Genomic DNA, 20982 nt, shown 5'->3' with positions numbered 1-20982 from the left:
AAGCGAGCGGGCGGATCACGGCCTCAGGGGTCGACGGTGCCTTCGAGGATCGCGCGCGGGCCGTCGAGGAGCATGAAGGTCGCCTCCTCCTCGCCGACCCTGGCGAAGAGGGCCTTGATGCCGTCGCGGACGTCGGGGACGTCCTTTGCGGCGTGGGCGTCGCTGCACGCGGCGTAGTAGTAGCCGGCCTCGAGCAGCTGCTCGGCGGCCCGGCGGGGGGTGCGCCCGTATTTGCCGGTGAGCGCCGCGACGTCGAGGAGGAGCACCGCGCCCGCGTCGAGCAGCGGATCGAGCGAGGAGATGTCGTCGAAGACGGGCTCGTAGCGCTCCGGGTGGGCGATGACGGGGCGGAGCTTGCGGCGGCTGAGGTCGAAGATCCGCTCCGCGGCCCGGGCGGGGAAGCTCCGGGTCGGGAACTCGACGAGCGCAGCGCGGCCGCCCGGGAAGGGGAGGGCGCTGCCGTCGAGGAGGCGCTGGAAGACGATGTCGTCGAAGAAGTGCTCCGACGAGAGCTCGAGCGCGGGCAGGTCGCGCGCGCCGGCGGCGGCCCGCAGCGCGGCGCAGGTCGCGTCGTAGGCGGCCTGGAGGCCCTGCCGGGTGTTGTCGAACATCCCGGGGCGCATGTGCGGCGTCGCCACGACGGTGTCGAACCCGGCGCCGCGGAGCGCGGTGAGGAGGGCGAGGCTCTCCTCGACGGAGCGGGCGCCGTCGTCGACGCCCGCGACCCAGTGGGAGTGCAGATCGATGAAGCCGCGCATCGTCGATCCGAACTTAGCAAAGTTGGCCGCCCTCGTGCGCTGCGACCATCCTTCGCGTCGAGGAGGTGTTCGTGTCGCTCTCGTTATCGAACCAGCAGCTTGTGCCTCAGCCCGTGTCGGACGGCTGCGCTGGCGCCCAGCGCGGCGGCAGGCCGGGAGGGCGCGCAGAGCGCCCGGTCGATCCCGGCGCGCCCTCGATCGAGCAGGGCACGTCGGCCCTGGATGAGGGGATCCCCACCTCCGAGCGCCGGCGCCGCCGCAGCGACGATCCGGTCACCGCGCTGCACTATCAGCTCTCGACGACCCGCGCCGAGGCGAACCTGGACGTCGTGGTCCTCGTGGACGACAGCGGCTGCCTCGTCGCCGGGGCGGGCGCGTGGCCGGCGTGCGAGGAGCTCGCCGCCTACGCCCCGCTCCTCGCCAACCCGGACGCCGTGCAGAGCGCGGCGGTCGGCTCGCGCATCGCCACGCTCACCGCCGAGGTCGAGGTCCAGAGCCTCTCGGTGGAAGGCGGCGAGGTGCTGCTCTGCGGCCGTGGCGGCACGTCGGAGCGTGGCGTCTCCATTGCCCGGGCCGCTGCGGGGTGCTTGCGCATTCTTCGCGCCGCCGCCTGAGCGATCGCGACGCCGCAGGCTGAGCGGTCGCTGCGCCGCAAGCTGAGCAGTCGCTTCGCCGCAGGCCGAACGGTCACGACGCCGCAGGCTGGGCGCTCGCCCCCCTCCGGTTCGTGCTACAAGGGGCCGCGGCCTCAGGTCGCGCGCAATGCCCGGCTCGCTCGCACCCCCTCGGAACAGCCCGCCCGCCGCCGACGCGTCCCTCCAGGCAGACCACGCCGGTCTGGCCCCGCTGCTCGCCTCCCGCAGGGTGATCCTCTGCGTCGGCTGCGGCGGCGTCGGCAAGACGACCACGACTGCAGCGCTCGGCCTCGCCGCCGCCCGCCGCGGCAAGCGCGTCCTTTGCCTGACGATCGATCCGGCGCGCCGGCTGTCCCAGAGCCTCGGGCTCGAGGAGATGACGACCGAGGCGCAGACGATCGAGCCCGCCCGCTTCGCCAGGGCGGGGGTCGACGTGCCCGGCTCGATGACGGTCATGATGCTCGACACGAAGTCGACCTTCGATGGCCTCGTCGCGTCGCTCGCCCCCACGCCCGAGCAGCGCGACCGGATCCTCGGCAACGTCCTCTACAAGTACATCTCCACGTCGCTCGCGGGCACGCAGGAGTACATGGCGATGGAGAAGCTCTACGCCGTCAGGAGCGACCCGAGCTACGACCTCGTCCTGCTCGACACGCCGCCCACGGCGAACGCGCTGGATTTCCTCGACGCGCCGGAGCGCCTCGTCGGCGCCATCGACGGCGCGGCGACGCGGTGGTTCGTGCAGGCCTTCCAGAGCTCCGGCAAGCTCTCGCTCAACCTGCTGGCGCGCTCGACCGCCGCGGTGCTGCGGGGCATCGGCAAGCTGACCGGCAGCGGCTTCCTCGAGCAGATCGCGGCGTTCATCAGCGAGATGAACGCGGTCTTCGGCGGCTGGAAGCAGCGGGCGGACGCGGTGGCGTCGGCGCTCCGCGGCCCCGACGTGGCCTACGTGCTCGTCACGACGCCCGATCCGCTCTGCGTGCGCGAGGTGCTGTACTTCGCCGATCGTCTGCGCGAGCAGCAGATGCGTCGCGACGCGTTCGTCGTGAACCGCGTCCACCCGGTGTACGGCGCGCTCCCGGGCGTCGGCGAGATCGCCGCCGCGCTCGACGGGAGCAGCCTTGCGCTCGCGTCCGGCGCCGCGGCGCGCCTGCTTCAGGCCGCGAAGGATGAGAGCCGCATGGGCAAGCTCGATCAGCTGAACCTGATCGCCCTCGAGACGGCGCTCGAGGACGAGCAGAGCGGCGGCAGCGTCCGCGTCGACGTCCCGGCGTTCCCGTACGACATCCACGACGTGGCCGGCCTCGCGAGGATCGCCGACGTGCTGGCGCCGCTGCCCGGGGCGGCGGGGTAGCCACGGGCAGCTCGGCCGTTCTTCTGGCTGCCCTGCGGTACTCGGAAACGGTCTGGAGGAGGCAGCTGGGCTGCCCCCGGCCTACCCTCGCCGCCTGCGCTCCTTGTACTTCACACGGACCGGCACGCCCTCCAGCCCGAACGCCTGCCGGAGCTGGTTCGCCACGTAGCGCCTGTAGCTGAAGTGGAGCTTGTCGGGATCGCTCGCGACGACGACGAACAGCGGCGGCGACGTCTCGGCTTGCGTGACGAAGAACAGGCGGGGCGCGCGCCCGCCGTGCGTGGGCGGCGGGTGCGTGAGCAGGATCTGCTCGAAGAAGCGGTTGAGCTCCCCGGTGGGCACGCGCTTGCGGTAGGCGTCGGCCACCTGGGCCGCGGTCTCGATGAGCTTCGCCACGCCGCGCCCGCTGCGCGCGCTCACGTGCGCGATCGGCGCCCACGGCACGAACGAGAGCTTGTCGCGGGCGTCCTGCTCCGCCTTGGCGAGCGTCTTGCGGTCGAGGAGATCGATCTTGTTGAGGCCGATCACGACGCCGCACCCGCGATCGACCGCGAGGCCGAGGATCTTGGCGTCCTGCTCGGCCACGCCCTCGGCCGCGTCGCAGAGCAGGAGCACGACCTCCGCCCGCTCCATGGCGCGGATCGCGTGGATCACGCTGACCGCCTCGACGGCGCTGTCCTCCTTCGCCACCTTCGACTTGCGCCGGATGCCGGCCGTGTCGATGAGCAAGAACCGCTTCCCGTCGCGCTCGGCCAGCGTGTCGATCGGATCGCGCGTCGTGCCGGGCGTCGCGTCGACCAGCATGCGCTCCTCGCCCGCGATGCGGTTGACGAGGGACGACTTCCCCGCGTTGGGCCGCCCGATGATGGCGATGCGGAGCGCCCCCTCGGCCGACTCCTCGGGCGCCGCGGGCTTCGCGGGGAGCGCCGCCTCGATGGCCATCTCCAGATCCGAGATGCCGCGGCCATGGAGGGCGCTGATCGGGATGAGCCGCTCCATCCCGAGGCGGTACAGCTCCGCCGCCTCCACCTCGGCCTTCGGCGAGTCCGCCTTGTTGGCGACGTAGATCACGGGCTTTCCCGCGCGGCGCAGCAGGCCGAGCTCGGCGTGCTCGGACGGCGTGACCGGCGTCACGGCGTCGAGCACGCACACGATGACGTCGGCCTCGGCGATGGCGAGGTCGATCTGCCGCTTGATCCCCTGCCGCATGGGATCATCGCTCTCGGGGTCGAACCCGCCCGTGTCGACGAGCGTGAAGCGCCGTCCCCGCGAGGTGACGTCGCCGTAGTGGCGATCGCGGGTCACCCCGGGCTCGTCGTGCACGATCGCGATGCGCTTGCCGATCAGCCGGTTGAACAGCGTGCTCTTGCCGGTGTTGGGCCGCCCGACCAGCGCCACGATCCCGGCCGACGGGGGCAGCGCAGGCGCATCGGCCGCGGCGTCCTCGGCGGCCGCGATGACCTCCTCGGCGAGCTCCGCCGCGAACTCCTCCCTCTCCTCCGCCGCCTCGTGGCTGATCGGCTCGGAGAGAGCGCGGCCCTTGCCCGGGGCGGATTTGCTGCCCTTCTTCGTTCCGGCGGCGCTCTTGCCGGGCGCCGCTTCGCTCTTTCCGCGAGCGGCAGCGCCCTTGCCGGGCGCCGCTGCGCTCTTTCCGCGAGCAGCAGCGCCCTTGCCGGGCGCCGCAGCGCGCTTTCCGGGAGCGGCAGCGCCCTTGCCGGGCGCCGCAGCGCGCTTTCCGGGAGCGGCAGCGCCCTTGCCGGAGGCGGCCGCGCCCTTCCTGGGAGCGACGCCGCCCCTCTTCTCGGGGGCGTCGCCCTTCTTCGCTGTCCGCCCGCGTCCGGCAGCTCCCTGGCTGCGCTTGTTCGATCTGGAAAGGGCTGGCTTTGCCGCGCTCACGAGGTCTCTCCCTTGTTGTAACCGAGCTCGTCCAGCCGCTCCCGCGACTCACGCCACTCCGGCGTCACCCGAACCCAGAGCTTGAGGTTCACCTGCCGGCCGACGAGCTCCTCTATCCGGAGCCGAGCCTCCGTGCCGATGCGCTTCAGCTGCTCCGCGCCCGCGCCGATCAGGATCTTCTTCTGCCCGGGCCGCTCCACGTGGATGGTCGCGTCGATGTGCAGCGCGCCCTCGCCTGTCGGCTCGACGTAGCGCTCGATCTGCACGGCGCTCGCGTGGGGCACCTCGGCCTTCGTCGCGCGCAGGATCTGCTCGCGCACGTACTCGGCGGCGAAGAAGCGCGTCGGCCTGTCGGTGAGCTCATCGGGCGCGAAGCCCCAGTCCCGCTCGGGGCAGAGCTTCGCCACCTCGTCGAGCACGCGCTGGACGCCGTCCTCGCGCAGCGCCGAGACGGGGACGATCGCCGCGAAATCCCGGAGCTTGGCGAACGCGTCGAGGAGCGGCAAGAGCAGCGCCTTGTCCCGCATCCTGTCGACCTTGTTGAGCACGAACACCACCGGCGCTTCGCTCCCCAGGTCCGCGAGCAACGTCAGATCGCCCGGGTGCGGCGCGAGCGGCGGGCCGTCCTCGTCCTCCTTCACGCGCCTCGGCAGGCGCGCGGGATCCGGCGCTTCGGTCACGAACACGATCACGTCGGCGCCCCGCGCCGCCTCGCGCGCCGCCTGGTTCATCACGCGCCCGAGCTCCGTGCGCGGCCGGTGAAGGCCGGGCGTGTCGAGCAGCGCGATCTCCGCCGGGCCGTGGTGCACGACCCCGAGGATCGCGTCGCGCGTCGTCTGAGGCGTCGGCGAGACGATCGCGAGCGGATGGCCGAGCGCCGCGTTCAGCAGCGTCGATTTGCCGACGTTGGGGCGCCCGACCAGGGCCACGCGCCCGGATCGCTTCGGCAGCGCGGCGTCGGCCTCCTCCGTCCGCCTCGGCTCGGCGGCCTTCTTGCGCCGGTGCTGCGTGGCGCCTCGGCCGGCGGCCCTCCCGTCCGGGAGCGGTCGACCCTCCGCGCCACCGCCCGCGCGGGGCCCACGCCCTGCCCGGCCGCGGGCCGCGCCGGAGGAGCGCGCCGCGGAGCCCCTCTGCTTGGCCGTCTTCTCCCCCTCGCCCCGCTCGGCAGCGCGCGTCGCGCCGGCCTTCCGCTCCTTGCCCGGCTCGGCAGCGTGCGTCGCGCCGGCCCGCCGCTCCTTGCCCGGCTCGGCAGCGCGCGTCGCGCCGCCCTGCTCGCTCGCACGTCGCGACTTGTCGTCGGCGTGAGCCTGATTTTCGCGCCGGGGGGGGCGACCTCGCGGGATCGCCGCGTCGCTCGCCCGGGGGGCTTCGCTGGATTGCGCTCCTCGACGGCTGCCTCGGCTGTCTTTCTCGGCAGGACGGGGGCCGCGGGAAGCCGAGGCGGGCTTCGGCGCCTGCGGGCGCGCTTTCGCGCCCTGGGGCGCGCTCTGGGGACGGGCTTTCACCACGCCGCGCGCGATAGCAGACGCCCAAGGGGGCTACAAACGCTTCCCCACGATCCGTGGTCACGCGCGCGCGAAGGCGGTAAGGGGATGCCCTGCATGTCGAGCGTCCACCGAGGGGACCCACAGAGCGGAGCCCCGCCCGCCGCCCCCGACCCGCACGCGAGCGGAGCCCCGCCCCGCGCCGAGGTACCCCCTCTCGAGGCGCGCTCGGCTGAGATCGGTGACGCGCCGGCCATGGATCGCGACCGCATGGCCGCCGGGAGCGGGCGCGCCGGCCTCGCGAGGCTCGCGGCCCTCGCGCTCGCGGCCCTCGCGCTGCTGCCCCTCGTCGGCAAGAGCGGCATCTGGGACCCCTACGAGCTCGACCGGGCCGACCTGGCCCGCCGCATCGCCATCCACGTCTTCGGCGCGCGCGGCCTGGATCTCGCGGACGCTTCCGGGCAGCTGCCGACCCTGACCGATCTCGGCATGGGCGAGCTCGGGTTCACCTCGATGGCGCTCGGCTTCCGCGTGTTCGGTCTGCACGACTGGGCCGGGCGCCTCCCGCTCGCGCTGTGGGGGCTCGCCGGCGCGCTCGTGCTCTACGAGTTCCTCGCCCGCCTCGTCGATCGAAGGGCCGGCCTGTACGGCGTCGCGGTGCTCGTGACGATGCCGCTCTACGTCATGCAGGCGCGCACCCTGCTCGGCGACATCGTCACGATGGCCGCGCTCACGATGGCGTTCTGCGGGCTGATCGGCGCGCTGCTCGAGGGCGGGCGAGGGGCGCAGCGCGGCGCCCGGCTCGCGTCGGCCGCGTGGTTCGCCGTGGGGATCCTCGGCGTCGTCGCCGGATACCTCAGCCGCGGCCTGCTGATCGGGGTCGCCGTCCCCGCGCTCGGCGCCGGCCTGACCTGGGTCCTGCTCCGGACGTCCGGCGCCTGGCCCGAGCCGGAAGGCCGGGGGCCCACGCTGGGCGACCTCGTGGGCGCCGCCGCGCTGGTGCTCGGCGTCGCGGCGACGGCGCAGGGCGCCCTCGTGCTCGCGAGCTCGAGCGCCGGCGAGCCGCTCCCCCGCGCCCTCGGCGTGGCGCTCCTCAAGAAGCCGCCTGTCGAGTCCACGTTCGATCTCACGCTGCGCCAGCTCGGCCATGCCCTCTTCCCGTGGAGCGCCTTCCTGCCGTTCGCCGTCGGCCGGCTCTTCCGGGCCCCCGCCGCGGACCGGGCGGGCGAGGGCGTCGCCCCTCGCCTCGATCGCGAGGCCGGCGTCCGGATCGCCCTGATCGTCACGTCTGCGCTCGCCTACGGCGCGTTTGCGCTCCTCGCGCCGCACGCCGGGGCGCTCCCGTTCAGCGGCCCCGCGCTCCTCGCCGCCATCGCCGCGCTCGCCATCCGCGATCTCGAGCGCGGCGCTCCCTCCTCGCGAGCGCTCGCCGTCGGCTGCGCCGTGCTCGCCTTCGTCCTCTACCGCGATCTCGTCACCTCACCGGACAGGGCGCTCAGCGTCTTCTCGGTCGACAAGCCCGTCTTCCCGAAGAGCTTCGAGGGCGAAGCGGCATCGGCGATGCGCTTCGTCCTGCTCGCGTTCGCCGGCCTCGTCTCGCTCACCTGGTTCGAAGAGCAGCCCCGCGACCTCGATCGCAGCTTCGGCGCGTGGGCGCGGCGCCTGCTCGACGAGGTGCACGCCGGCGCCGCGGAGCTCGCCCGCATCTGGAACGGCAACCTGCTCTTCCTGCTGATCGTCATCGAGGCCGCGCTCGTCGGTGTCGGCGCGATGCTCTTCGTCGGCAAGCGCATCGGGTGGGGAACCGTGGCGAGGATGCCGAACCACCTCGCCGCGTACGGGATGAACGCCTGGTGGGCGCTGCCCCTGCTGCTCGCGGCGAGCCCCGTGCTGCTGCTCGTGGCGCGCGACGCGTTCCGCCACGCCGTCGCGCGCGCTTCCGTCCCACGCGCCATCGGCACGCCGCTCGCCGGCCTCGTCGCCGGCTTCGCGCTGAGCTTCTGGTACTACCCGGCGCTCGCGGCACAGCTCTCGCCGAAGGAGGTCTTCGCGTCCTACGAGTCCCTTCGCAAGCCCGGCGAGCCGCTCGCGACGCTCGGCGTCCGGAGCCGCACGGCGGCTTATTACCAGGGCGGCGAGGTCACCTCGTTCACCGATGTCCTGCAGGCGTTCGACTGGCTCACCGCCGCGGGGAGCTCCGTGGACGGCACCGCCGTTCCGGACGCTCCCGCCGCTCGCCGCTGGCTCGTCGTGAAGTCCGACGATCTGCCCCGGTTGAACAGCCTCTTTCGCAAGCGCTACCAGCGCAACCTGCCCGTCCTCGACGGCCGCTCCAGCCAGATCCTCCTTGCGTCGAACGAGCTCGGAGGCAGGCCGAACGAGAGCTGGCTCGGCCGTGTCGTCCTCGATGAGCCCGCCGCTCCCGAGAACCCGCTCGACGCGATGTTCGAGGATCAGCTGGAGGTGCTCGGCTGGGAGTTGACCGACGACGACGGCCAGAAGGTATCGAGCGTCGTCCCTCAGAAGAGCTACCACCTGCGGACGTACTTCCGGGTCCACCGGCCGGTCACCGGCAACTGGAAGATGTTCGTTCACATCGACGGGTTCCAGCGCCGGTACAACGGCGACCATCCCGTGATCGAGGGGCGTTACCCGCTCAGCCTGTGGCAGCCGGGCGACGTCGTCGTGGACGACCACGAGCTCCAGCTCGAGCCCAACTTCACCCCGGGCGACTACACGCTCTACTTTGGCCTCTTCGCTGGTGAGACGCGCTTTCAGGTGACGCGTGGGCCGGAACACGAGGACCGCGTCCGCGGCGGTGTCATCCGCGTGCGGTGAGCTGCCATCGTGGGGCTCCCGACGCATGCCGCGCCGCGCGGCTCCTGTTGCGCGGCCTGGCGACGCACGCGTGCTTCTCCTCGTCGAGCGCCCTCGACGCGCGTGCGGAAAGCGGCTAGTCGCAGACTCATGACCGGGGGCCGTGGTGACTCGAACCATCCGCCCGACACGCCTGGCGGTACGTCGCCCTCGTGCGCGCAGGCCGGCGCCTACGGCGACACGCAAGGCTCCGGCGAGGACGCCGAGCACGAGATCCCCGCCCCGGATTCGCTCGACCGACGCTCGTCCGAGCGCCTCGACGTCACCTGGCTCGTGGACTGCGAGACCGATGACACGTTCCTCTACGCGTCCATCACGAACATCTCGGAGATGGGCATCTTCGTCCGCACGACGCAGCCCCTCTCGATCGGCACGCGGCTGACGCTCCGCTTCTCGCCGCCGGGGGCCGACGGATCGTACGTGCTCGAGGGGACGGTGCAGTGGATCAACGAGGTGCGCCCCCTCCACGACAACCCGAACCCGGGCATGGGGATCCGCTTCGTCGATCTCACGCCGGACGATCGCGAGCGCATCGTCGGCACGATCAGGACGATCGCCTACATCCGCGAGGCGCCGGTGAGATCGAACTGACGCTGGCGCCACCGCAGCGCGGCGCGCGCGGTGAGGTCGATGCGCGGCGCCGGGGACGGCGGAGGCGCGGGCCGTGTCGGCGCCCGCGACCCGTGTCAGCGCGACATCGTGGCATCGGCGGGCGCCGCCCGCGAGGAGCCCGCGGCCCCTGGCTCCTCGGCGTCGCGCGGCGGCGCCGCGGGCATCGCCGCCTTGGGCACAGCGCGCCGCGCCGCCGCGGCGGCGGCCGCCGGCGCCGAGTTCTGCGCCTGCGCGCCGGCGGCGTTCGCCTCGAGGCCCGCGAGCTGCTGCTCGGCGCGGTCGCCGTAACCCTTCGCGGAGCGCAGCGCGAGCAGCAGCTCGCGCGCCTTCTCCGTGTCCCCCGAGGCCTGGTAGCACCGGGCCGCCTCCCACATCGCGGCGTGCGCGGACGGCGTGCCCGGGTACTGCGCGCCGACCTGGTCGAGCTTGCCGACGGCGGCCGCGCAGCCTGACTTGCGTTGCAGCGCTTGCGCCTCGTGCAACGCGGCGCTCGCGCCGTCGTCCGGGGACGCGGACGCACGCGCGCTCTTCTCCTTCGCGGCCTCCGCCTTGGGCGCGTCGTTCGCCTTGGCCTCGGCCGAGCGCCGGCCGTCGCCTTCCTCCATCGCGGCGGTCGCGGGGGCAGGCGCGACGCTGCGGGGCGCCTCGTGCTGATCCGACGCGGGCTGGCCCCACTCGGTGACCCGCACCGGCGCCACGCCCGTCTTCGGCCGCAGCAGGAGCAGGCTCGATCCGATGACGAGCACGAACAGCGCCGCCATCGCCAGCTGCGGCCGCATCGCGTGGCTGCCGGCCCAGGCCAGCGCGCGGAGCGCCTTGCGCCGGAACGGCGTCTTCTTCTGCGCGACCTCGACGGCGTCGAGGATCCGCGCCTCGAGCTCCTCGCTCGGCTCCTCGAACGGCAAGGCGCCGACGTCGCGGGCCGCGCGCAGCCCGGCGAACGCCGACGCGCACCGGGCGCAGCCGTCCATGTGCCGTTTCATGGCCGCATACGTCAGCTCGTCGAGCTCGTCGTAGAGCGCGTCCATCACGTGCTGGTCGAACTTCTCGCAGTCCATAGACAGCTCTTCCGGAGCGCTAGCGCAGCGCCCTCGCGTAATCCTCGTACTCCGAGAGGGCCTCCTGGAGCCGCTCCAGGGCGTAGCGCATCCGGCTCTTCACCGTGTTCTCGGGCACCCCCACGATGTGGGCGATGTCCTTGAAGGGCACGTGCCCGATCTCCCGGAGCAGGAAGACCTCCCGCTGCTCGTGCGGGAGGCCCTCGACCGCGCGGACGATGCGCTGCCCCATCTCGGTCCCGATCGCGACGCGGTCCACCGCGGCCTGGGGCGCCGGGTCCGCGGTCCGCTCGCCGAGCGTCGGGCCGTCGCCGCCCTCCCCGGAGCCCTGGTCGAGCGACGGGTGGCGCCGGAGCGACATCTTGCGCAGGTGATCGATGCAGACGTTGCGCGCGATGGCGAACGCCCAGGTGGTGAACCTGGCCTCGTGCTTGAAGTCGGAGGCGCTCTGCACGATCTTCACGAACACATCCTGCACCAGATCCTCGGCGATCGCAGGCCCGCGGACCTGTCGCAGGATGAAGTTGTAGATGGACGTTTTGTGCCGCCGGACGAGCCCGGCGAACGCCGCGCGGTCGCCGCCCTGGAAGCGCATCATCAGCGCTTCGTCCGTGACCTCCTCTCGAGAAATCGGGACCATCCTAGCTCCCGGAGCGGCCGAGCCTCTGCGGCGCTCCTTCGGCGGCCCGGGCGGCGGAGTGTTCGCGGCGGCGACCGCGGCGTCGGATCGGACGCGCAGCGCGGCTCGAAGATCTGAGAAGCACTCCTTCCCCTGACACAAGCGCACCTTAGCGGATCCGCCCCCGAGCGAGCGAGCCCCCTTCGCCCGCAGCGCCCGAGGCCGGGGAAGGGCAGGGGGACGGGCGTGCGCAGATCTCTGCGCGCGCCGCGCGCCGCCGGCGGGGAGAGCCGGTCGCGGTCGCGTGACGTTCTCGGGGCAGCGCCCTGCGGACCGGCTGAGGACGCCGCGGCGCCGGCTACGGGAGGGGCCTCACACGATTTCGGCCGCGCCGCGCTGTCATTGCGCCGTGAGCGACGGGAGCCTGCGCCGGGGGAGGAGGCAGGTGTCCAGGTCGTTGCGCTCGGAAGCCCGCCGCCACTAGACTCCCCGGCACCGGGCGAGAGGTCGCCCCTCCCTCTGCTGACGAGGGTTCAACCACGAGGTTACCTTTCGATGCGACTTATCAGGATGCTGGCTGTGGGGGTGGGAGCCTCGTTCTTGATGTCGATGCCCGCCTTCGCGCAGGCCCCGGGCGGCGCGGCGGGCAAGGCCGCTGCTCCCGCCGCCTCTGTGGCGCCGGGGGCCTCCGCAGCACCGGCTGTCCCCGCAGCGCCCGCGCCTGTCAACGGAGCGCAAGCGGCTCCTGCGCCTGCTTCCGCGACGGTCGCGCCGGCTGCGGGCGCGGCGGCGCCTGCCGCGACGGTCGCCCCCGCTGCGGGAGCGGCGGCGCCCGGCGCGACGGCCGCCCCGGCGGCGCCTCCTGCCTCAACGAGCGCACCGGCTGCAGGCGCGGCCGCCGCTCCGGCGATGGACGGTCCGACCTATGCGGTGCGGCTGCGCGATCTGGAGCAACGCATCGACGAACTCAAGGAGCAGATCCGACGCAGCCACACGCGGCTCTCGCTCCTCAGCGACACGATCCTCTCCGGCGGCGGCGCCGGCTCGCGCGCCTCGATCCGATTCAACAACGAGCTGTCGTCCGCGTTCCGCGTCACGCGCGTGCTGATCGTCCTGGATGGCGCGGTCCAGTACAACAAGACCGATCAGTCGGGCGCCCTCGCCGAGCAGACCGAGATCCCGATCTTCAACGGCTCCGTTCCGCCGGGAGATCACACGCTCCAGGTGCTCGTGAACCTGCAGGGCAACGGCTACGGGGTGTTCTCCTACCTCCGGGGCTACCGCTTCGAGGTGCGCTCCAGCCATTCCTTTACGGCGGTCGAGGGCAAGACCATCAACCTCCAGGCGGTCGCGTTCGAGAAGGGCGGCGTCACCACCCCGCTCGAAGAGCGGCCAGCCGTCCGCTTCGTCGAGAAGATCGTGAGCGGCCTCTCGGATGCTCCCGGGCAGCCGTCCGCTGCCGCGGGTGGGAAGTAGGTTCGAGCTCGTTAGGACAAGCCACCATGACCTGGGACACCGGATCGCGGGGACTCCCTGCCTTGCTTGGCCTGCTCGTGCTCGGCGCGGCCACGACCGCGGCCCCCGCCGGAGCGTGGGCCCTGGACTCCGAGCGCGCCTACACGAGCGCCTCTCAGCAGATCGGCAGCGTCACGTCCGGGCTGGGCGCCATCCAGGCGGCGATCCACAAGTCCCGCGGCGAGCAGCGCACGCCGGCCCAGCGCATCGCTGACGCCCAGCTCCTGATGGGCTCCAGGGATTACGAGCGGGCGGCGAACGTGCTGAACCAGGTGGTCGAGAAGTACCCCGACCATCCGACGGCGTTCCCGGACGCGCTCACGCTGCTCGGGGAGACGTACTTCCGCTCGAAGCAGTACCTCTCGGCCCGCCGGGTCTTTCTGCGGATCGTCGCGAGCAGCGCCGAGCCGCGCTTCGCCGCCTACCAGGCGAAGGCGCTCGGCCGGCTCGTGGACATCTGCCTCCGGATCAAGGACTACGACGCGCTCGACGCCGTCTTCGCGTCGATGAACAGCGTCCCGGCCTCCACGGCGGGGAGCGCCCTCGCGTACGCGCGCGGCAAGGGCCTCTACGTGAAGAAGGACTTCGGCGGCGCGAAGGCCTCGCTCGGCGCGGTCGACCCGCAGAGCGAGTACTTCCACCAGGCGAGGTACCTGCTCGGCCTGATCGCGGTGAAGGAGGCGACGCCCCCGCCCGAGCCGCTCAAGGAGGGCGATGCGCCCCCGGCGGTGCCCAAGACCCGCTACGTCGCCGCGATCGATCTGTTCCAGAAGGTGACGCAGCTCCCGGCCGACACCGCGGAGCACCGGCGCGTCATCGACCTCGCGTGGCTCGCGATCGGGCGGCTCTTCTACGAGGCCGACCAGTGGTCCCAGGCCGTGCAGGCCTACGGCCACATCGACCGCGTCTCGCCCGAGTTCGGGACGATGCTCTACGAGCTCGCGTGGGTGTATGTCCGCCTGGGCGACGTGGATCGCGCCCAGCGATCGCTCGAGATCCTCGCGATCGCCGAGCCGGACAGCCAGAACATCGCGGACGGCTCGCTGCTCCGCGGCGACCTGATGCTGCGCGCGGGCCGCTTCGAGAAGGCGCTGAAGGTGTACGAGGGGGTCCGCGCCACGTACGACCCGATGCGCGCGCGCGTGGACGCCTTCCTCGGCTCGACGAGCGATCCCGCGGTCTACTACGACAAGCTGAGCCAGGAGCAGCTCGAGGCGCTCGACACGACCACCTCGCTCCCGCCGCTAGCGGTGCAGTGGGCGCGCGAGGCCGAGGACGGCCCGGCCGCGTTCGCGGTGATCGACGACATCAACCACTGCCGCGAGCTGATCAAGCAGTCGAACGAGCTCATCGAGAAGCTGAACGCCGTGCTCAGCTCGCCCAACCGGGTGCGCGCCTTCCCGGAGCTCAAGGCCGGCGAGGAGAAGGCGCTCGCGCTGCTCAACCGGGTCGCGCTGGCGCGCCTCGCGCTCGGCCAGGGTATGGACGACGTGGAGGACGACTCGCTCTCGGGCGAGATCGGCAGCGCGCGCGCGAGGCGTAGGGCGCTGGAGAAGCGCCTCGCGCGGGTGCCCGTCACGGACGCCGACTTCCAGGATCGCGAGGCGCAGGCGCTCAAGCAGTGGAACACCCAGTCGCAGCGCCTGCAGCAGCTCACGCTGCAGACCGACTCGCTGCAGGCGACGATCAACGGGCTCAGGCGGCTGCTCCGCGAGGGGCCGCACGCCGGGGTCGTCCGGGATCCCGCGAGCATCGCCCGGTTCGAGATCGAGCTCGCGCAGAACGAGCGCGACCTCGCGCTCTACCGCCAGCAGACCGACGTGCTCCGCAAGCAGGTCAGCGCGGGCCGGGTCCAGGTCGGCTTCGGCGACCAGCGCTTCATCGAGGACGCGCAGACGCGCAAGGCCCACCGCGACGCCTTGACCCGCGAGGCGGAGCTGGCCGCGGCGGGCGCCGGCGGCGCGGATCTCGCGGCGTACGCGCAGCGGATCCTGCCGGTGCTCCGCGCCGGCGACGCGGCGGACGCGAAGGTCGAGGCGGCGCTCCGCGACATCGAGGGAGAGGTCGCCCAGAAGTCCTCGGGGCTCCGGCAGATCGTCGGCCGGGAGACGGCGAACGTCGTTCACTACTCGGTGCAGCTCGACGCGCTCGACAGGGAGGCGCGCCTCGTCGTCGGCGAGGTCGCGATGCGAAACTTCGGCCTCGTCCGCGACCGGCTGAAGAACATCATCCTGCGCGCCGACGTCGGCATCACCGAGGAGGCGTGGGAGGTCCGCGAGGAGCAGATGACGCGCGTTCGCAGCCTGCAGGTCGAGCGCGCCCGTGAGGATCGGGTCCTCAAGGAGGAGCTCAACGAGGTCCTCGACGACAGCGGCGATCCGGAGGACGAGAAGTGAGCAAGGAGCGTGGCGGCGCGAGCGCGCCGCAGATCTCTGGCGCGTCGCGAGGAGGAGCAGGGGCGCAGATCCTCGGACCGGCGGGCGCGCGCGGGCCGCTCGGCGGCGTCGTGCGACCGGGGCGCCGTCGCCCGCGCGGCGCGCTCGGGTTTGCCAGCCTTGCGCTGGTGCTGGCGGTCGCGCCGCTCGCGCTCTCCCAGCCGGGCGGCCAGCCAGCGCCGGCGGCGTCTGCCGTTCCCGCGGCCGCGCCGACAACGTCTGCGCCCAGCGCCACGGCTGCGCCGACGACGGCTGCGCCCGGCGCCACGGCTGCACCGACGACGGCCGCGCCCAGCGCCACGGCTGCGCCGACGACGGCTGCGCCTGGCGTCACGGCGCCGGCTGCGCCAGCGGTGCAACCCTTCGCGCCGCCGATGTCGGTCGGGCGCAAGCAGGCGCCGCCGCCTCCTCCTCCGACGCCGGCCCAGCTGGCGGCGCTCGCCGCGCTCGAGAAGGAGGCGTCCGCCTACGAGAAGGCGGCGCGCGACTACCGGAGCGCCATCACGCGCATCGTGCAGCACCACTACGAGGACAGGCGCCGCCGCATCCTCTCGTCGCTCGACCGCGAGATCGAGATCGAGAGGAAGGGGCTCCGCGACGCCCGGGAAGAGGCGATCCGCCGGCTCGAGGTGTTCGTCGAGCGCTACAGCGGCCCCAACGCCCACCCCGAGAACACGCCCGACGCGATGTTCCGCCTGGCCGCGCTCTACGAGGAGCGCGCGCGCACCGACAACGACGCGAGCGAGGATCTCAGCGTCGCGCTGCTCCCGGCCATCGCGCTCTACAAGCGCGTCATCCGCGAGTTCCCCCAGTACCGTGAGCTCGCCGGGATCTATTACTACCTCGGCCATGCGCTGAACGATTCGGTCCGGTTCCCCGAGGCGCAGCAGGTGTGGCGCTCGCTCGTGTGCCACAACAAGTATCCCTATCCCGTCGAGACCGACCCGAAGGATCCGACGCGCGACATCGTCGGCAAGCTCCCGCAGGACCACGACAACGATTACTGGACCGGCTGGGAGGCGCGCCACCCGACGCCCATCGGGTCCACGCCGGGCGGCCGGGCGCTCCAGGCGCGCAAGGGCGCGCGGGGGCGGGCGCCCGTCACCGAGGACGAGACGGCGTACGTCGATCCGTATACGGACGATTGCCAGCCGATCCCGCAGAAGACGGCGCTCGGCGCGGAGCCCCGCTACGTCGCCGAGGTCTGGTGGCAGATCGGCGACTACCATTTCAACGAGATCGACCGCGCCGGCGGCCCGTTCAACTACAACAGGGCGGAGTCGGCGTACCGGCAGTCCATCAAGTACAAGAAGCCCCCCGTCCACGGCGTCGCGATGTACAAGCTCGCCTGGACGTACTTCAAGCAGCAGCGATACGAGACCTCGGTACGCCAGTTCATCGAGCTGCTCCGCTACACCGACGAACAGGAGAAGCTGACGGGCGATCCTGGCGCGGATTTCCGCGCCGAGGCGTACACCTACATCGCCGGCTCGCTCACGTACCTCGACTTCGTCGGCCCCGGACCGGACGAGCCCTACGTCCCGCGGAACGACGTCCTCGACGTCGAGACCGACCCGCGCATGGCCGAGCAGAAGATGCGGATCGCCATCGATCGCGTCCAGGATCCCAAGCTGATCCCGCAGGATCAGAAGTGGACGGTCGAGATCTACAAGGCGCTCGCGCTGGAGTTCAAGGAGCTCAATCAGTATCGGAACACGATCGAGGTGAGCGAGATCCTCCTCAAGAAGTGGCCGATGCACCGCGACGCGCCCGTCGTCCAGAACCAGATCGCGGACATCTACGACACGCTCACCTCGCAGTCGCGCGAGGGGACGGCGGAGCGGGCGATGAACTCGGCGAAGGCGCTCGAGGCGCGCACGAAGCTCGCCCAGTACGTCGGGACGACCCCGTGGGTCGAGGCGAACAAGGACGATCCCGAGGCGATCCAGACCGCCGAGCGGCTCGTGCGCGGCGGGCTGCGCCGGGCCGCCGCCGATCACACCAACGCCGGCAGCGCGCTCGTGCAGCAGGCGCTGACGGTCGGCGACAAGGAGACGCGCGACCCGATCTTCGAGCGGGCGCTCGGCGAGTACCGCCTCGCCGCGCAGGGCTGGGCCGGCTACCTGGCCCAGGACGAGAACGCCCCGGACGCGTACGAGAGCCGGTACTGGCTCGCCGACGCGCACCACATGGTCGTGGTCATCACGGTGGCGATGGATCGCTCGCCCGCGACGCACGAGATCGAGCAGGCGAGGAGCTCGGCGGTCGGCGTGCGGGACTCCAACGAGGACGACAAGTACCTGCAGCCCGCTGCGTACATGGTCGTCGACACCGCCCACCAGGCGCTCCTGGATCGACACAAGCTCTTCCAGCGGACGAGCGGCGCCGAGGGGATCGAGCCGCGCGAGAAGGTCAAGATCGTCGGCGAGGGCGATCAGCAGCGCGTGGTCGCCGAGCCGCTGCCCCCCCAGGTCCAGGCGGCTGTCACCGCGCGGGACGAGTACATCCAGCGCGTCCCTCCCGCGCTCGACGCCCCGAAGAACCTCGACCTCTACGCGTTCCAGGCGGCCGACTACTACTTCCTCTACGGCCAGTTCGCCGAGGCGCGCAAGCGGATGGAGCCCATCTACGAAGCGCAGTGCGGCAAGACCGAGTTCGGCTACAAGGCGTGGGAGCGGCTCACGACGATGTCGAACCTCGAGAACAACGTCGAGCAGAGCCGCAAGCTCGCCGAGGCGGCGCTCACGCGGAGCTGCGCCGTCAGCGAGGAGCAGAAGCTGAAGGAGGGCGACATCGCCCGGCCGACGATCTCTCGCGGCTATTACATCGACGCGGCCCGGGCCTTCGAGAAGGCCGAGAAGATGCCGGACGGCCCCGCGCGCGTCGCCGCCTGGCGCGAGGCCGCGGCGCTCTACAAGGTCGCGCTCGAGAAGGCGCCGGCCCGCGACGAGGCGCCGGAGGCCGCCATGAACGGCGCTTACTGCTACAAGCAGGTGGGCGACTACGACCAGGCCATCGAGATGTACTCCCTGTTCATCAAGGAGTACGGCAGCGAGGAGAACCTCTCGAAGCTCGAGAAGGGCGATCCGGGCGCGAACCCTCCGAAGAACCCCGATCCGAAGCGCTACGCCGAGCGGGTGAAGTACCTGAAGCAGGCCTACGACGCGCTCTCCGCCGCGTACGTCCTCTTCTTCAACTACCGCAGCGCAGCCGAGACCTACGACACCATCGCTCGCAACGGTCGGTTCGAGCAGGCGGCGCGCCGGGACGCCGCCAGGAACTCGGTGCTGCTCTACGCGAACATCGGGGAGCGCGACAAGATGACCGCCTCGCGCGCCACGTTCATGAGCCTGAACCCGCCCCCCGAGCAGAAGGCCGACATCGACTTCCTCGTCGCCTCGGCGGACCTGAAGGCCTGGGACGAGCGGGGGGCCGACGAGGGGCCGAACCGCGCCGCGCGGACCAAGGCCACGCAGTCGATGGAGGCGTATTACGCGGCCAACAAGAACAACCCGGCCGCGAGCGGGTATGTCGTCCAGGCAGCGTACCACGCGTCCAAGATGCGCGCCGCCGGCGGCGATCCGAAGGCCCGGGACTGGTGCAAGAACACCATGACGGCGTTCACGTCCTTCCGGAATTCAGCGACCGGCGACAAGGTGAAGGCCCTCGGTTCGGTGCAGGCCGATATGGCGGCGGAGTGCGCCTACAAGGCCATCGACGATCGCATCAAGGCCGAGTTCGACTACGACACCGGCCACCACCGCTACGAGGGCGTCATCGACCAGGTGAAGCGGGCCTTCGAGGCGGACATCACGAAGGCCAACGACAGGTACTGGAAGGAGCTCCAGGAGGTCATCACTGCCTATGAGTCGCGGCCGTGGTCGGTGGCCGCGCGGGCGCGTCAGGGCTCGCTCTACGACTCCTGCCGCACCGGCCTCTACAACGCTCGCCCGCCGGGGCTGAGGCTCTACACGGACAAGGAAGAGAAGCTGCTCAAGCTCGCCGAGACGAGCGATCGCGAGGATCTCCAGGAGACGGCCGACGCGCTCCGGCAGAACCGGCGCGAGCAGTGGCGCGCCGCGCGCGAGCGGCTCCTCAACGACGCCGACAAGGCCATGGTCAAGTTCTACGTCGAGTCCGTCGTCTGGGCGAAGGCGTGGAAGGTCCGGAATCCGGCGGTCGACCTCGCGATCCAGCGGCTCGCGTTCTTCACGGACATCCTCGGCGACGCCAAGCTCCGCGAGTGGAGCCAGGGGGTCATCGATCCCGAGACGAAGCGCCCGTTCGAGTACAAGGATGGCCTCTTCCTCCGGACGCGGCCCGGCATGACTCCGCCGCTCGCGCCCGACGGCCTCCCCCTGCCCCTGCCGGTCGTCCCATGAAGCGCCGCCTCCCTGTCACCCTCTTCGCCAGCCTGCTCGCGGTCACCTCGCCGTTCGCCCTCGCGTCCTGCGGCGAGGAGGCGACGCCGCCGCCGAAGGCGCCCACGGTTCCAGCGGGGCCCGCCGCGACCGCGCCCGTCCAGACGCCGTACGGCATGAACGACACGCCGAGCTCGGCGCGCCCCTACGATCTGCCCGCCCAGACGGCTGCGCCGGCCATGAACGCCCGGGCGGCGGCGTTCTATCAAAGCGGCCTGCAGGCGTTCGCGACCGGCGATCTCGTCAACGCGAGGGCCCAGTTCGGGCAGGCGACGCAGGCCGATCCGCGCGCGCACCAGGCCTACTATTCGCTCGGCGTGGTGCAGGAGCGGCTCCGCGACGCGGGCGCCGGCGCGAGCTACCGCCAGGCCTTCACGCTCGTGCCGGACTACGAGCCCGCCATCGTCGCGTACGCGATGCTCCTCGCCAGGAAGAGCCAGCTCGGCGAGGCCGAGCGGCTCCTGAACGAGAAGCGCGGCCAGATGCCGAAGTCGGCGGCCGTCGCGGCGACGCTCGCGGAGATCAAGTCGCTCCAGCGGGATACCGGCTCTGCCCAGCGGATCGCGCAGGAGGCGCTGAAGATCAACCCCGACTACCGGCCGGCGATGGTGATCATCGCCCGCGATCACTACAGGAACCGGCGCCTCGATCTCGCGCTGTACGCGCTCCAGGCGATCCTGGACGGGTTCGAGCCGGTCAGCGAGAACCCGCCGCGCGACAGGGACAACGCCGAGGCGCTGCTGCTCCGCGGCCTGATTTACCGGGAGCAGGGGCAGCGCGCCGCGGCGCTGGAGGAGTTCCGCAAGGCGGTGACGCGCCGCCCCGATCTCGTCGAGGCGCGGGTGCAGCTCGCGACCTACCTGCTCGAGGCGGGCAACGCCCAGGAGGCGCTGCCGCTCCTCGAGGGCGCCGTTCGCTTCGATTCCGAGCACGTCGCCGCGCACCTCAACCTCGGGGACGCTTACCGCCTGCTCGAGCGCTACGCCGACGCGAAGCGCGAGTTCGACTGGGTGCTCGCCCGCGACCCGAACCTGGCTCAGGTCCACTACGACCTCGGCCTGCTCTACCTGTTCGCCCCCGCCGTCCCCGGCATGACGCCGAAGCAGCAGGTGGCGGAGGCGATCAAATCGCTGACGAGGTTCCAGGAGCTGCGCAACAAGGGCCAGCGCGACGACTCGGAGGAGCTCCTGAACCGCGCCAAGCTCAAGGAAGGGGAGCTCAACGCGGCTGCCGCCGCGGCTCAGCCCGCGGCTCCTCCTCCTGCCGCCGCGCCGGATGGAGGCGTCGCCGACGCCGCGACCGACACGTGAGGGAGACC

General features: G+C 72.0%; 13 protein-coding genes. 8 read left to right on the top strand and 5 right to left on the bottom strand.

What is annotated here, in order from left to right; all coding sequences use genetic code 11:
* Positions 1-23: 23 nt before the first annotated feature.
* Entirely contained in the window at positions 24-758 is a 735-nt protein-coding gene (locus POL72_RS10280; protein ID WP_272094888.1) for a tyrosine-protein phosphatase, read from the bottom strand.
* 71 nt (positions 759-829) lie between these two features.
* On the opposite strand from POL72_RS10280, the gene POL72_RS10275 reads away from it, so the two are divergent.
* Together POL72_RS10275 and POL72_RS10270 are read left to right on the top strand one after the other, a co-directional pair.
* Positions 830-1372 carry a hypothetical protein gene (locus tag POL72_RS10275; protein ID WP_272094887.1) on the top strand — a complete coding sequence of 181 codons (543 nt, stop codon included), beginning with the start codon at positions 830-832 and terminating at the stop codon, positions 1370-1372.
* Positions 1373-1520: 148 nt separating this feature from the next.
* Complete coding sequence (locus POL72_RS10270) at positions 1521-2747, top strand: ArsA family ATPase (RefSeq protein ID WP_272094886.1); 1227 nt, start codon at positions 1521-1523, stop codon at positions 2745-2747.
* An 81-nt stretch (positions 2748-2828) separates the two neighbouring features.
* Here POL72_RS10270 and der read toward each other — a convergent pair whose 3' ends face one another.
* On the bottom strand, positions 2829-4643 hold the full coding sequence (der, locus tag POL72_RS10265) for a ribosome biogenesis GTPase Der (RefSeq protein WP_272094885.1): 1815 nt from the start codon (positions 4641-4643) through the stop codon (positions 2829-2831).
* Positions 4640-6151: a GTPase Era gene (gene era, locus POL72_RS51180; RefSeq protein WP_272094884.1), complete on the bottom strand. Its 1512-nt coding sequence runs from the start codon at positions 6149-6151 to the stop codon at positions 4640-4642. The genes der and era overlap by 4 nt, the downstream gene beginning before the upstream one ends.
* A gap of 231 nt (positions 6152-6382) precedes the next feature.
* On the opposite strand from era, the gene POL72_RS10255 reads away from it, so the two are divergent.
* Positions 6383-8965, top strand: coding sequence for a glycosyltransferase family 39 protein (locus POL72_RS10255; protein ID WP_272094883.1), 2583 nt, complete (start codon positions 6383-6385; stop codon positions 8963-8965).
* A gap of 129 nt (positions 8966-9094) precedes the next feature.
* Complete coding sequence (locus POL72_RS10250; protein ID WP_272094881.1) at positions 9095-9595, top strand: TIGR02266 family protein; 501 nt, start codon at positions 9095-9097, stop codon at positions 9593-9595.
* 95 nt (positions 9596-9690) lie between these two features.
* Here the strand turns inward: POL72_RS10250 and POL72_RS10245 are convergent, their stop codons facing one another.
* Both POL72_RS10245 and POL72_RS10240 read right to left on the bottom strand, forming a co-directional pair.
* Positions 9691-10674 carry a zf-HC2 domain-containing protein gene (locus tag POL72_RS10245; RefSeq protein WP_272094879.1) on the bottom strand — a complete coding sequence of 328 codons (984 nt, stop codon included), beginning with the start codon at positions 10672-10674 and terminating at the stop codon, positions 9691-9693.
* Positions 10675-10693: 19 nt separating this feature from the next.
* Positions 10694-11314, bottom strand: a complete 621-nt coding sequence (locus tag POL72_RS10240) for an RNA polymerase sigma factor (RefSeq protein ID WP_012238576.1) — start codon at positions 11312-11314, stop codon at positions 10694-10696.
* A gap of 888 nt (positions 11315-12202) precedes the next feature.
* Between POL72_RS10240 and POL72_RS10235 the strand changes: the two genes are divergently transcribed.
* The 4 genes from POL72_RS10235 to POL72_RS10220 are packed head-to-tail and all read left to right on the top strand — an operon-like array spanning position 12203 to position 20974.
* Complete coding sequence (locus POL72_RS10235) at positions 12203-12769, top strand: hypothetical protein (RefSeq protein WP_272094878.1); 567 nt, start codon at positions 12203-12205, stop codon at positions 12767-12769.
* Positions 12770-12795: 26 nt separating this feature from the next.
* Complete coding sequence (locus POL72_RS10230) at positions 12796-15204, top strand: tetratricopeptide repeat protein (protein ID WP_272094877.1); 2409 nt, start codon at positions 12796-12798, stop codon at positions 15202-15204.
* Positions 15201-19625 (top strand): tetratricopeptide repeat protein, encoded by a 4425-nt coding sequence (locus tag POL72_RS10225; protein WP_272094875.1) that lies wholly within the window; start codon positions 15201-15203, stop codon positions 19623-19625. Before POL72_RS10230 ends, POL72_RS10225 begins: the two co-directional genes overlap by 4 nt.
* Positions 19622-20974: a tetratricopeptide repeat protein gene (locus POL72_RS10220; RefSeq protein WP_272094874.1), complete on the top strand. Its 1353-nt coding sequence runs from the start codon at positions 19622-19624 to the stop codon at positions 20972-20974. The genes POL72_RS10225 and POL72_RS10220 overlap by 4 nt, the downstream gene beginning before the upstream one ends.
* The last annotated feature ends 8 nt before the right edge of the window (positions 20975-20982 follow it).

The organism is Sorangium aterium (assembly GCF_028368935.1).
Classification (GTDB): Bacteria; Myxococcota_A; Polyangia; order Polyangiales; family Polyangiaceae; genus Sorangium; species Sorangium atrum.
Note: the sequence above shows the minus strand (reverse complement) of the source record. Positions and strands in the feature narration are given on the sequence as shown.